The following is a 12,502-nucleotide window of genomic DNA, read 5'->3' as shown; positions in this document are numbered from 1 at the left end:
ACAACTTAGCTATATGAATAGCGAAAGACCCGCTCCTGTAGCTGGTCCTTCTAATGGGCACAAGGGGGAGTCGAACACCTACTTCTTTCATTGAATAATATTCATTTGAAGATTCACGAGCCTTACGATACGGTTGGTTCACCGTGTCATAAATACGGCAAAATCACTTGTCATAACAACGTGCCGTAAAGGTGACATCAAGCTTTCTTCTTGTTTAGGAGTACGCTATAACCCAGCATGATAATGCTAGCCATACAAATTATACCCCCTAATCCGAATACGGACTTTAAAGCACCTAATAAAGGTGCAGAATCCTGAATGGCATCTCCATTCATCACTCCAAGTCCTAAGGCAGCTCCCAGAACCATCCCCGCATTACGCGTTAATGCGATCATTCCTCCTATCGAGCCAACATCTTTCATTGGAACATATCGCATAATAAAGCTGTTATTAGGTGATGCAATAAGCCCCATTCCCACTCCTATTAATGCTAGTACGGCGACAATCCCAACCGTCGACAATTGATGGAGATAAAGGGCAAGCGCCGTTAGTCCGATTCCCATACCACATAACCCCATGAACATAAAGGACCTAGATCCATAACGATCGGACAAATGACCTGCAACAGGACCTGTAAAGGCTAAAAGTATCGGATAGGCGATCATGATCGTTCCTACGGTTACCGATGAGAAGCCAGCATTTCGAGATAAGAAAAAGGGTATGGTGACTAGAACACTATTTGCCAGCATAAAAGAAACACAGCTTATGATTAATCCATAGGATACCTCCGGGATATGGAACACCCCAAGTGGCAAAAAAGAGCTTTTTTCCCTTGATTCTCTCAGTAGGAAGAGAAAGAAGGCGATGACAGCAGCAACAGACAGAGATAAGGTTTCAGCGGATAGCCATCCCCATGCATTTCCATTCGATATTCCGAATATGACAGAGCCGATCACAAATATGAATAAGATCATTCCAATACTATCGAAAGGTTCCTCTTGTCTTTCCTGTCCTCGCTCGGGAATATAGCGCATAGCCAGCAATGTGGCAACAAGAGCAACAGGAACATGCATCAAAAATAACCATTGCCAACTCAGCCATTCAGCGATAAATCCACCGATGATAGGTCCAGTCATCGCACCAAGGGCAACAGCAGTGCTCATGATACCTAGCGCGTGACCTCTTTTTCCCTTCGGTACATGAATCGTGATCAGTGCAATATTCGTGGCTTGAAACATCGCAGCACCTATGGCCTGAACCATTCTAAGAATAAGCAACACGGATATATTAGGTGAAAATGCCACTAGAACAGAGCTGATGGTAAAAAACACATATCCGAGATTGTGAATACACCGATGCCCGTAGCGATCCCCTAATTTGCCCATTATCGGAAGTAAGGAAGCGATGACGAGTAAATACCCTGTAGTAATCCATTGAACCGTTTCCAGCTCCGTTTGAAAGATTATCATGAACTTAGGAAGCGAGACGTTCACGATACCTGCTGTAAAATGAGAGATATATACTCCTATGCATATGGAGGCCATCATCAAAAAACGATGTCTACCTGATAGAGCTTCTGCGGGTGGTGCAGATATATTCAAGATGATCACCAGCTTTTCCGTGTAGTATAGTTACTAAACTAAATGAGCAAAAAAATTTAATGCAAATCCTTTAATATATTTATAATAGTTTAGCATCTAAACTTATTTATTGTCAAAAAGACATACAATAAGTTTAGATGCTATTTTATATTTTGATTACATCGCTAAATCTCCCTTACTCTCCAATAAACCGCAAAGTCACTTTCGTGCCTTGACCTAACGTGCTATCGATGTGAATTGAACCTCCATACCGCTCCATGATTGCTTTGGCAATGGCAAGCCCCAGACCCGATCCTCCCTGTGCCCGGTTCCGTGAACCCTCTGTGCGGTAGAATCGATCGAAGATGTGCGGCAGCTGTTCGGAAGATATCCCAATTCCAGTGTCCTCTACGATCACAATCGCCTGCCCATCCTTTATGAAGTGACTAATGCTTACTGTACCGCCTTTAGGCGTATATTTAAACGCATTCTCTACAATATTTCGCAACACTTGATAACTGGCGCCCCTTGGCATTCGAATCAGAATCGCTTCCCCAATCGGACTACCATCATAATCCAGTATCACTTCGGGATTGACGTGTACCGTCTGGGGAATCAGTTCCCTCAATGTATCATGAAGATCACACACTTCTCCTACACCGTCCAATAGCGGTTCTTCCGCTTCGGCAAGCAATAGTAACTGGGCAATTAGTTCCTTCATTCTCTTAGTTTCATCCATCATAAATGCGAGCGATTCATCTAACACTTCCGGTGACTTCTTGCCCCACCGTTGTATCATATGCGTATGCCCTTCGATGATAGCGATCGGTGTCTTCAGTTCATGTGAAGCATCCGAGACGAATCGGCGCTGCTGCTCGAAAGAAACATCTAGCTTATGCAGGAAACTATTGAAGGTCTCCCCTAATTGATGAAGTTCATCCTTGGCAACAGGCAAATGCAGCCGCTGAGACAAATTGTTCGCCCCGATACTTCGCACCTCCCCAATCATCATGCGAATTGGCTTCAACGCCGAACGGGCTACGATCCACCCCGTAATGACGGACACGACGGCTGCTATTAATAAGCCAAGGAGAAGGAGCCTGCCGATCTCCCGCTCTGCGGTTGCACTTCGTGAATGTCCGCTATCCATAAGCTGTAGCTTAACAGTACCAAATACAAGTAACTCTATATCTCTTTCCGCTGTATACTTAACATCATTGTTGACCTGTTCTTCCGTGCCTACCTCTGCTAATACTAGGCCGCTGGAATCTAACATTTGGAGGTACTGCCCCTCATCAAGGTCGGACTCAAGCGAGGACAGATCCGGTTCAAATAACGCTGCCATTCCAGTGCCTTCCCCGGATCCCGGGTTAAGTAAGGAAGATATAAATCCTACCTCACCTAGTTGAAGTTCGAACTGTCTAAGCTTAGCATCTAGCAAATCAACCTCTTGGCTCTCAGTCCAATGCTTGAAAGTGACATATACGAATCCGCTGACGACCATCACGACAACCAGGGACGTCAGCGCAATGGATGCGCTGACTTTACGAGAGAACGTCCATGCCTTCATTTCGCTCACCTTCAGTCCCTTAAAATATAGCCGCCGCCGCGGACGGTGTGGATCAGCTTCTCACTAAATCCTTCATCCACTTTCATGCGTATGTACCTTATATAGACATCTACTACGTTCGTTTCTCCCTCGAAGGAATAACCCCATACGAGATTGAGCAGCGCTTCGCGGTTCATCAGTCGATTTTTATTGGCAAGCAAGCATCGAAGAAGTTCGAATTCGCGCTGCGACAATTCAATTTCTTGCCCGGATCGACTAACGTAATGCGATACCATATTTAACGTTAAATCTTTGGCGTACAGCACGTCCGCCGTTTCCTTGAGCTGAAGTCTACGTTGCAAGGAACGCATGCGCGCGAGAAGCTCCTCGATTGCAAACGGCTTCGGCACATAATCATCCGCCCCCGTATCTAGCCCTCGTACCCGGTCGCTTATCGTATCCCTGGCCGTTAGCATAATAATCGGCGTCTGCTTCACCGCACGCACTCTCTTACAGACTTCTATTCCATTGATTCCAGGCAAATTTAAATCTAGTAAAATCAAGTCAAAGTTCTCATTAAGGGCTATGTCTGCACCGACAAGACCATCACTGGCTATCGTGATCTCGTATCCCTCATAAGAGAGCTCCAATTCTAAGAGGCGTATCATAGCGATTTCATCTTCGATGATTAAAATCCGTTCCTTCACTCCTGATTCACCTCTTCGCAAATTACTAGTTTTTCATTAATGATAACCCGCCCATGGAGGACGCTTGTATTTGATAGGAACCCGAGCCGATTTTACCTGTTACATGATTTTTCTTAACCGTTAGCGGAAGATCCGTTTCTATTTCTCCGAAGGACGTTGTTCCGTTGACTTCCACCGCTGCTTTCTCAGGCCAAGCTAGATATACATTCCCTACGGTAGACGACACGTCCCAATCACCGCCAACTTTCGAGCTTTCAATATTAATGTTCCCCGCCATAGTTACTGCCTTTACGGATGAGACTGCATCATCCGAAGACAGGTTGCCGTTCGTCGTCTCCATGTGGAGTGCTCCCGAAATACGATTGGCTACAATGTTTCCATTAGTAACCTTAGCGCGAACACTCTTCTTCGCATCGGACACTTGGACTACGCCATTGGTCGTTTGCAGAGAAATGTCATTACTAACTCCCTTTGCTGTGATGTTCCCGTTCTGAGATGTTAATTTGATTTTACCTATGCTAGTAACTTTTGACAAAGAAATATTTCCATTCGTCAGCACTGCGTTCAAGTCAGATTTGATAGTTTGAGGTAAAGTAATCGTCAAATGAATACTCGGACGATACATATTATTCTTTCCATAAGGCTCGCTAGACGTCTTGATGTCTAAAGCTGTACCCTCTTTCACTTGCAATTTCACCTTACTTGCAACTACCTTTGCTTCCTCTTTCGTCGCATTTTGTACAACCACTTTCGTTTGCACCTCTACATCCTTGACGTGGCCTTGCTTAAACTCAATCGTACCGTTTTGGTTCGTTACAGAAAACGTCTTGGTTTTGTCCCCTACCTTAATACGAGTCGTCCCTTTATCGATGGTTATTCCAGTGTCCGTATTACCTAACTGTTGCAGATCCAAATGAACTAACTTGAGATCGAGATCTAAATCAAAGCCAAGATCGAGGTCGAGATCCAGATCGACCATTGAACGCGCAGAGACAGTTCCTGTACTTCCCAGGCTCGTGTAAAATAGAGTGACCACGGATAAGCTCAATACCAGCATAAACTTCGTTAGAATTTTCAAGTTATTTCCTCCTATATTCATTGTGATTACCCTTATGTTAAAACATAATGAATGAGAAAGACTTTGGAGATACATTAGAGTTTGATGAGAGATACAAAAAGGAGAGGAATCACAATCATGGAATATGTGAACTGGAAAAATGGTGCCCACGGGCATAAATTTATAGCCTCTTTTAGTGGAGGAAAGGATAGCGTCCTAGCTCTATATAAAGCCATGAAAATGGGAACGGCAGTAGGACTAATCGTGATGCTGGAGGAAGAAGGCAAACGTTCTAGATCCCATGGCATGCCTCCAGAGCTCATACGTGCTCAAGCTGAATCTATAGGTCTACCGGTATATACTGGGGCAGCAAGTTGGACAGATTATGAAGAGGTGTATATGCAACTCTTAGCTCAGGCTAAGGATCAAGGTGCCGAGGTATTAGTAACTGGAGACTTGGATGTGCCCACTCACGGTTGCTGGCATGATAAAGTTACGAAAAATGCGGGATTAAAGCTGGGGATGCCGCTATGGGAAATGGATCATAGAGAAGCGGTCGAGGAATTTATCCATCTTGGATTTACCACGATTGTTGTAACTGTAAACTTATCCTTAGGTATGCGGAAAGATGATTTAGGGCGAACACTAACCCTTGAATATGTAAAAGAGCTTATAGATCGTGGCATTGACCCGTGCGGGGAAGGTGGTGAGTTCCATACCACAGTTATAGATGGACCCCTGTTCAAACATCCTATTCCTGTTCGTAAATGTACGATTCATAGGGATGGAGACTATGTCTTTTTGCCATTGGACATTACTACAACGGATAACATTACAACTTGCTAAAACATAGTGATTACCGCATATACTAACGACAATCTATACGTATATAATTGTGGGGTAAGCCTAAAAATGATTATGAGGGAGATACCGCTATGTATGAGTTGACGCATAATCAGGCCCAAACAATTGTTGATAGAATGATGAAGGATATTCCATATAATATTAATATTATGGATCAAACAGGTATGATCATTGGGAGTGGAAATAAAGGAAGGATTGGTACGCTGCATCACGGTGCATTGAAAGCTATAAAACAGGGCAAAATTGTAGAAATTCACAAGGATGAGGAGTTCGTAAAGAAGGGCATTAACTTACCGATCGAAATGAATGGCCATATTGTTGGAGTGGTAGGAATCAGCGGCGAAGTAAAGGAAACGAGACCCTTCGGAAACCTTTTAAAATCAGCTGTTATTTTGTTAATCGACCAAAGCATCGCCTTGGAAAAAGAGAATTTGAAGAATAACTTAAAACAAGAGTTTTTTAGCTTAATTATTGATTCGGACACCACCTATACGAAAGAATTAATGAATCAGGCATTGACCTATGGCATTCAGTTAAGCAAACCCTCCCAAGTCCTATATGTGGACTCTTCTAATGAGATTGCGGAGGATATCACTGTAGGCTTCCCCTCCTTTAAAATATCAAAAACTTCGCTTTGCTTAGTCATTCAGGAAGCGGATAAGGTTGAAGCCCTACAACAATTAATTAGAAATCAGAATCCGGATGCGCTTATTTCAATCAGTAAAGTGAACGACACGATTTCTGAGGGGTTTTTGCAGGCCAAATCGGCAATGCGTGTATTGAAGGGTTTTTATTTCAACGAAAAAACCATCTCCTATTCCAAATGTGAATTCATCGCCGATATGTCTAAACTGCAAAAGAATGATACTAAGGCAGAACGGCTGATCCATTTACTCGAAAAAAATGATGAATTGATAAAAACACTTCAGGTTTATCTGGGCTGCAACCTAAACGCCAATGTAACCGCTGAAAAGCTCATTATCCACAGAAATACATTGAACTATAGATTAAACAAGATTCACACGATTACAGGCAAAGATCCCAAAAATATTTTAGAGCTCGTGGAACTCATTTTTATGCTAATTAACCGGATCATATAAAAAAGGGTGCCCCTATGACTTAGGGACACCCTTTTTGACTCTTATTTTAACAATCTAGCAATGCTTTCAGATGTACGGGCAACATTTTCCCTACCTCGTGCCAGTAAGGTATCAATATCTGCTGCTCCAGGAACAATTCCAAAGATGGCATCAAACCCCTCATCGTACAAGGCTTCAACATCCTGGCCCACATATCCGGCCAAGGCGATCACTTTCATATCGCGATTAACACTTTTAGCTGCTTGGGCAACTCCGAAGGGTGCTTTACCGAATTTCGTCTGAAAATCGATTCCTCCTTCTCCTGTAAAGCAGTAATCCACATTTTGTAGTTTTTCTTTCAAACCTGTATATTCAATTACAATTTCGATTCCTTTTTTCATTGTGGAGTTAGTGAAAGCAATGAGTCCACCACCTAGGCCGCCTGCACCACCTGCGCCAGGTACATCCAAAATTTCGATTCCAAGTTGCTGTTGTACAACTTTGCTGTAGTGTCTTAAATTTTCATCCAAGAATGCAACCATTTCAGGCGTGGCACCCTTTTGCGGACCAAACACAACGGATGCGCCCCGTTCACCGCATAATGGATTGGTTACATCTGATGCTACCAGGATATTAATATTTTTTAATTGCGGAAGTACATCAGTAACATCGATCTTATCCAGCTCACCTAGATATCCGCCACCAAGCTGCAACTCATCGCCGTGCTTATCCAGGAATTTATACCCTAGTGCTTTTGCCATTCCAGTTCCGCCATCATTTGTAGCGCTTCCGCCAATGCCTAGAATGATATCTGTAATGCCCTTTTCAATACATTCCTTAATTAATTCACCTGTTCCTAAGGTAGTTGTAATTAAAGGGTTTTTTGTTTCCTTCGTAACATGATGGATCCCACTGGCTGATGCCATTTCAATCACACCTGTTTTACCGTCTCCCAAAATTCCATAATGGGCGAGAACCGGTGTACCCAGAGGCCCGGTCACTTCTTTCTGTATCAAGGTGCCCCCTGTTGCATCTACTAATGACTGGACTGTACCTTCACCGCCGTCAGCCATAGGTACATGAATGCACTCCGCATCTGGAATAGCTCTTTTTATGCCGATTTCCATGGCTTCGCATACTTCTTTTGCTGTCATGCTTTCTTTGAACGAATCAGGAGCCAACATAAATATTTTTCCCATGAGTTATTCTCCTCCCCTTTTATAAAATAAATCCATAAAGAATTACTGCCACTATAGTCATCGTTATACCGACCATACTTTCATACAGGACAACCTTCATTCTATCCTTCATGCTTATACCCATGGCATTACGTGTAACGTGGAAGTAAGTTCCATGTGGCAAGTGATCGATTACAGTAGCACCGGCATGAGTCATAACTGCAGCTGATAGAGGCGCTACTCCAGTATTTAATATTGCAGTTGAGAATGAACCCGTAGCCAAAATGACACCTGTTGAAGTCGATGCTGTTGCTCCTGCCATCAATATACCTGCAATTGGCGCAAGGAACATACCGGAAATGCCCGAGGATTGTACAAGAGCAACAACTTCTGCAGGTAGGGTTGAAGCTGTAATCAATCCACCAATGGCACCTGCGCCAATAATGATCAAAATGGTTGGTGTCATTCGATTTAAACCGGCCGTACAATAATTCAATATTTCTTTGGTCTTACCTAATGCCAAGGAGCCAACTATACCGGCAAATGGCAGGATAAACAAAGAGTCAATTTTTAGTGATGCTAGGAAATCAACACCTAACATCGAACCAATTGGGCTTATCATCAAAAGAACAATAGCGATGATCGGCGCAACTAAAGCCTTAGATAAAGATGGAAGATTTGTAGGGCTTGTCTTCTCCAATTCAGCCGCTTCAAGATCCGTTACTTTAGTGCCTTTATACTTAATTAAGGATGCGATAAGAACCGCAACTACTAACCCGAAAATAGCAGGGACTAATCCACCAAGCATCACCTGGTTAACATCGAGTTTAAATCCACCTGCTGCTGCAATGGTGTTGGGGTTAGGAGAAATAATGTTCCCCGCTTTACCACCACCAGATAAAGCCACTAGCAAGGCAATCTTAGAATATCCCATTTTGTGGCCAACAGACAATGCGATTGGTGCAACAATCAATACAGCAACAGGAATGAATACCCCTACCGCTGTGATTACCATAGTAGCCAATGCCAGCGACAGCATAGCTTTTGTTCCACCGAGTTTATCAACAATAACTTTCGCGATAGTTCCCGCTGATCCAGATTCCATCATCACGCCAGCAAAAACACCTGCAGCGATAATCCGTATAACTGTACCTTGAACACTTTGTGTTCCGGAAATTAGAATACTGATTACCTCCGAAAAGTTAGCCCCTCCAATAAATCCTCCTATAATTGCCCCCAGAATCAATGCATATGTTGGTGCCAGTCTGAACAAAATTAATATGATTGCTAGCGCTAGGCCGGCTAAAGCACCAATCCAACTAATATCTAATGTTGCCGTCATCTTAAACCCTCCTCAGAGAAGTAATGAATACGTTTTCATTATATTGGCGCCACTATGGTTTAACAATTGATATTCCAACGAAAAATATTGTGCATATGCACTAATTAGTCCGAGTTTAATAGATACTAATATGAGAAACATAGTGCTAGCAAGTGATAGATATAAGGTGCCCGAAATTAACCAATTAATTCAAAAAGGCTTAAATGTATATGATTTGTGAACGTTTACATCTGAATATAATAAAGCCACCCGAATATTCGAGTGGCTTATTTGCTAATCAATCCGATTGTAAATTCACTACCCTTTTAACAACGCAAACATATTCAAATCAACATACGTCTCACGAAAGAAAGCATATTGTTTAAGTAGTCCCTCCAAATCAAATCCAAGCCGTAACAGCAACTTCTCCGATGCCTCGTTCTCCGGGTATACAAGAGCTTCGATCCGGTTCAAACCCATGTCTTGAAAAGCATAAGAAATCGCTGCCGTCAGTGCCTCGCGGGCGTAACCTTGTCCTTGATATGCCTCATTCAACTCATACCCAATCTCTGCACGGTTATGTGAGAATGCCCAGGCGTGAAATCCTACTGATCCAATGATTTGCGCGTTCTCCTTCAACTCAATTCCCCAACGAATGCCCCTGTAATCCTCGAACAACAGTCGGAATCTTTCGATCAACTCTGCCGCCTCAACCTGTTCCAGCAAAGGAAATCTACCATAATACCGCATGACTTCCTCCGAAGAGAGGGTCTGGAACAATGCCTCAGTATCTGCTAATCCAAGCTGTCTTAACCGTAATCGGTCGGTCTCCAGTACAGGAAATTGCCTTAACTCGTTAATGTCCGCCATGCCCTTCATACCCCCTGGACTTTTTCCAAGTTTATCTAACTGTATTTAAATTAGCAATTTGTTTTTTTCATATTTGATGAGTACTTTGCAATGTTAAGTAATATATTTTATGATAGGTTAGTACTCAATTACATTGAGTACTTTGTTGGGGGTGACATTTTGAATACCGAAATGCTAAAGGGTACCATTGATCTTCTGATCTTATCTGTCCTTAAGGAGAAGGAGAACTATGGGTACGAAATATCTAAAGCCATAAAGTCAAAGACACAAGGTGAATTCGAAATACAGGAGGCCACGCTTTATTTGGCTCTCAAACGACTGGAACAGCACGATGCCATCTCCTCTTTTTGGGGCAATGAAACCCACGGGGGAAAGCGCAAATATTATTCCATTACGGAAGAGGGCAAACTTGTATTGAATAGGTCTATTCAAGATTGGGTGAACACCACCAAAATTGTGAATCGATTTATTCAGGAGGAATCGGAAGATAGCATATCTTACGAACAAAATATGTAACTAGAGATAGAGATACAAGAAAAAAATTCTAGGAGTGTTGAAATGGAACATTGGATTACCGAAATCATGAATCAATTCGGCTATATCGGCATTTTTCTATTGATAGCAATTGAGAATCTTTTCCCACCTATTCCATCGGAGGTCATACTTACCTTTGGTGGTTTTATGACCACACAATCTAATCTTAGTATTATTGGTGTTATTATCGCTTCCACAATTGGTTCTGTAGTTGGAGCCGTCATCCTTTATTGGATTGGTGTCTTGCTTGATGTAAAGAGATTGGAAGCAATTATCGTTAAATATGGTCGCATTCTTCGTTTAACTAACAAAGATATTCATAAAGCTGACGCTTGGTTTACTAAATATGGATCATGGGCGGTTTTCGTTTGCCGGTTCGTCCCGTTGATTAGAAGCTTGATCTCCATCCCTGCCGGTAGCATACGGATGAATTTCGCTACCTTCATCTCCCTTACAACGCTGGGATCATTAATCTGGAATGCCGTTCTCATCTATGTTGGGGCTGCAGTAGGTGCTTCATGGGGAGATATCGTGGGTTATATGGATGTTTATTCGAATATCGTCTATGCTGCCCTAGCCCTGATCTTTGCATTGTGTGTGTTCCTATTTATGAAGAAAAGATTCTTGAAAAGCAAAGCAGACTAATACGCTTATCCTATAATCCGATGAAAAAGCAGATCCACTTCGTACTTAAACGAAGGAGATCTGCTTTTACTTTATTCTTCACCTTATTTACGAAGTCGAAGTGGCGGCTTATTTATGAGTATCGGACGAAGCACATTCCATGCTGAAAGACAGCACTGCTGCAGCTAGAGTCTCATTTATAACACGCAGTTCTTCCGCACCTATGCCCGAAGCCACAATCCATAACGCAGCACTATGCGTATAGTTCATAAACGCTGCGAGTCCACATAACGATCCTTTTCCGATTTAAAGGGAATTACTCAAGTTAAGTTGTTGAGAGGACATATCCTTCCGCGTGTAACTGGAATAACTCCAGTTAATCAACCGATTTTCGGTCACAACTGGTCAGAAGCGCTGAATTAGATGGAGAAATTCCAGTTAAGTTGGCCATTGATTGTATGCAAGCCAAATTAGTAGGAGGAATTCCAGTTATTCATACTCCATCGAGCAGGGGTTACTTATGGACCTAATATAAGTACTTGCTAATAGCGGAGGTATCTACAGATAGGGTCTGTCACCCGCTAATTTTGGTTTTGAGCCTTTTTTCTACTTCGTCCATTAGTTGAACTGACAGCCCGTGGTTTATAGGTAAACAACTTAACCACACCATAACCGATCACTCCACCACTTGTGTTTAGTATCAGATCATCTACATCGAAAGTTCCAATGTACAATACCAATTGTGCTACTTCTAAACTCAAGCTAAGACAGAAGGACAAAATCAATACTCTTCTAAAAGTAGCACCGTTTTGATGGAACAGAACTGAAATAAACATTCCAAAAGGAATAAATATAGCAATATTGCCTACCAAGTTAATAAGCGAATGAGGATTAGATAAGGATATATCCCCCATTGCATTCGTGATCTCTTTAAAAGGGACTAAGTTACCTACTCGTGCACCGGAACCGAATACCCGATTAGGATTCTCCAACGCTTTCAACAATTGGCCGTAGAGAAATGGAAAGTCAGGAGCATTCCACTTTAATAAAATCATCCTCATCAATGCATATAGGTACACGATAAATCCTATTGCTAAAATAGTCCTTATTATTGGGTTTCTAAGTTTCATCATCATCCC

General features: G+C 42.5%; 13 protein-coding genes. 4 read left to right on the top strand and 9 right to left on the bottom strand.

Annotated features, from left to right (window positions below; genetic code table 11):
* Positions 1 to 197: 197 nt before the first annotated feature.
* The 4 genes from EJP82_RS08555 to EJP82_RS08540 all read right to left on the bottom strand — a co-directional run bounded on the left by EJP82_RS08555 (position 198) and on the right by EJP82_RS08540 (position 4,914).
* Positions 198 to 1,610 (bottom strand): MFS transporter, encoded by a 1,413-nt coding sequence (locus tag EJP82_RS08555; protein ID WP_341190964.1) that lies wholly within the window; start codon positions 1,608 to 1,610, stop codon positions 198 to 200.
* 166 nt (positions 1,611 to 1,776) lie between these two features.
* A complete protein-coding gene (locus EJP82_RS08550) occupies positions 1,777 to 3,150 on the bottom strand; it encodes a sensor histidine kinase (protein WP_127191615.1) in 1,374 nt (457 codons plus the stop codon).
* A gap of 11 nt (positions 3,151 to 3,161) precedes the next feature.
* Positions 3,162 to 3,836 (bottom strand): response regulator transcription factor, encoded by a 675-nt coding sequence (locus EJP82_RS08545; protein WP_127191614.1) that lies wholly within the window; start codon positions 3,834 to 3,836, stop codon positions 3,162 to 3,164.
* A 25-nt stretch (positions 3,837 to 3,861) separates the two neighbouring features.
* A complete protein-coding gene (locus tag EJP82_RS08540) occupies positions 3,862 to 4,914 on the bottom strand; it encodes a DUF4097 family beta strand repeat-containing protein (RefSeq protein WP_170220158.1) in 1,053 nt (350 codons plus the stop codon).
* A gap of 117 nt (positions 4,915 to 5,031) precedes the next feature.
* Between EJP82_RS08540 and EJP82_RS08535 the strand changes: the two genes are divergently transcribed.
* Positions 5,032 to 5,739 carry a Dph6-related ATP pyrophosphatase gene (locus EJP82_RS08535; RefSeq protein WP_425464329.1) on the top strand — a complete coding sequence of 236 codons (708 nt, stop codon included), beginning with the start codon at positions 5,032 to 5,034 and terminating at the stop codon, positions 5,737 to 5,739.
* Positions 5,740 to 5,828: 89 nt separating this feature from the next.
* Complete coding sequence (locus EJP82_RS08530; RefSeq protein ID WP_127191612.1) at positions 5,829 to 6,857, top strand: CdaR family transcriptional regulator; 1,029 nt, start codon at positions 5,829 to 5,831, stop codon at positions 6,855 to 6,857.
* 41 nt (positions 6,858 to 6,898) lie between these two features.
* Here the strand turns inward: EJP82_RS08530 and EJP82_RS08525 are convergent, their stop codons facing one another.
* The 3 genes from EJP82_RS08525 to EJP82_RS08515 form a co-directional block, all read right to left on the bottom strand.
* The gene (locus EJP82_RS08525; protein ID WP_127191611.1) at positions 6,899 to 8,035 is read right to left on the bottom strand and encodes a glycerate kinase family protein; all 1,137 of its coding nucleotides are present in this window, start codon (positions 8,033 to 8,035) and stop codon (positions 6,899 to 6,901) included.
* Positions 8,036 to 8,054: 19 nt separating this feature from the next.
* The gene (locus tag EJP82_RS08520; protein WP_127191610.1) at positions 8,055 to 9,356 is read right to left on the bottom strand and encodes a GntP family permease; all 1,302 of its coding nucleotides are present in this window, start codon (positions 9,354 to 9,356) and stop codon (positions 8,055 to 8,057) included.
* 297 nt (positions 9,357 to 9,653) lie between these two features.
* On the bottom strand, positions 9,654 to 10,205 hold the full coding sequence (locus EJP82_RS08515) for a GNAT family N-acetyltransferase (RefSeq protein WP_127191609.1): 552 nt from the start codon (positions 10,203 to 10,205) through the stop codon (positions 9,654 to 9,656).
* 159 nt (positions 10,206 to 10,364) lie between these two features.
* On the opposite strand from EJP82_RS08515, the gene EJP82_RS08510 reads away from it, so the two are divergent.
* Positions 10,365 to 10,721 (top strand): PadR family transcriptional regulator, encoded by a 357-nt coding sequence (locus EJP82_RS08510; RefSeq protein ID WP_127191608.1) that lies wholly within the window; start codon positions 10,365 to 10,367, stop codon positions 10,719 to 10,721.
* A gap of 42 nt (positions 10,722 to 10,763) precedes the next feature.
* Entirely contained in the window at positions 10,764 to 11,384 is a 621-nt protein-coding gene (locus EJP82_RS08505; RefSeq protein WP_127191607.1) for a DedA family protein, read from the top strand.
* Between the two features lie 108 nt (positions 11,385 to 11,492).
* Here the strand turns inward: EJP82_RS08505 and EJP82_RS27935 are convergent, their stop codons facing one another.
* Both EJP82_RS27935 and EJP82_RS08500 read right to left on the bottom strand, forming a co-directional pair.
* Complete coding sequence (locus tag EJP82_RS27935; RefSeq protein ID WP_170220157.1) at positions 11,493 to 11,633, bottom strand: hypothetical protein; 141 nt, start codon at positions 11,631 to 11,633, stop codon at positions 11,493 to 11,495.
* 311 nt (positions 11,634 to 11,944) lie between these two features.
* A complete protein-coding gene (locus EJP82_RS08500; protein WP_281278187.1) occupies positions 11,945 to 12,493 on the bottom strand; it encodes a VanZ family protein in 549 nt (182 codons plus the stop codon).
* Positions 12,494 to 12,502: the final 9 nt, after the last annotated feature.

Source organism: Paenibacillus anaericanus (assembly GCF_003994475.1).
GTDB classification, from domain to species: domain Bacteria; phylum Bacillota; class Bacilli; order Paenibacillales; family Paenibacillaceae; genus Fontibacillus; species Fontibacillus anaericanus.
The sequence above is the reverse complement of the archived record's forward strand: the minus strand, read 5'-3'. Positions and strand labels throughout refer to the sequence as shown.

What these genes read in the sequence shown, in the direction of transcription:
- EJP82_RS08535 (WP_425464329.1), top strand. Translation starts at nt 5,032, where the DNA reads ATGGAATATGTGAACTGGAAAAATGGTGCCCACGGGCATAAATTTATA.
- EJP82_RS08515 (WP_127191609.1), bottom strand. Translation starts at nt 10,205, where the DNA reads ATGGCGGACATTAACGAGTTAAGGCAATTTCCTGTACTGGAGACCGAC.
- EJP82_RS08530 (WP_127191612.1), top strand. Translation starts at nt 5,829, where the DNA reads ATGTATGAGTTGACGCATAATCAGGCCCAAACAATTGTTGATAGAATG.
- EJP82_RS08550 (WP_127191615.1), bottom strand. Translation starts at nt 3,150, where the DNA reads ATGAAGGCATGGACGTTCTCTCGTAAAGTCAGCGCATCCATTGCGCTG.
- EJP82_RS27935 (WP_170220157.1), bottom strand. Translation starts at nt 11,633, where the DNA reads ATGAACTATACGCATAGTGCTGCGTTATGGATTGTGGCTTCGGGCATA.
- EJP82_RS08505 (WP_127191607.1), top strand. Translation starts at nt 10,764, where the DNA reads ATGGAACATTGGATTACCGAAATCATGAATCAATTCGGCTATATCGGC.
- EJP82_RS08500 (WP_281278187.1), bottom strand. Translation starts at nt 12,493, where the DNA reads ATGAAACTTAGAAACCCAATAATAAGGACTATTTTAGCAATAGGATTT.
- EJP82_RS08520 (WP_127191610.1), bottom strand. Translation starts at nt 9,356, where the DNA reads ATGACGGCAACATTAGATATTAGTTGGATTGGTGCTTTAGCCGGCCTA.
- EJP82_RS08525 (WP_127191611.1), bottom strand. Translation starts at nt 8,035, where the DNA reads ATGGGAAAAATATTTATGTTGGCTCCTGATTCGTTCAAAGAAAGCATG.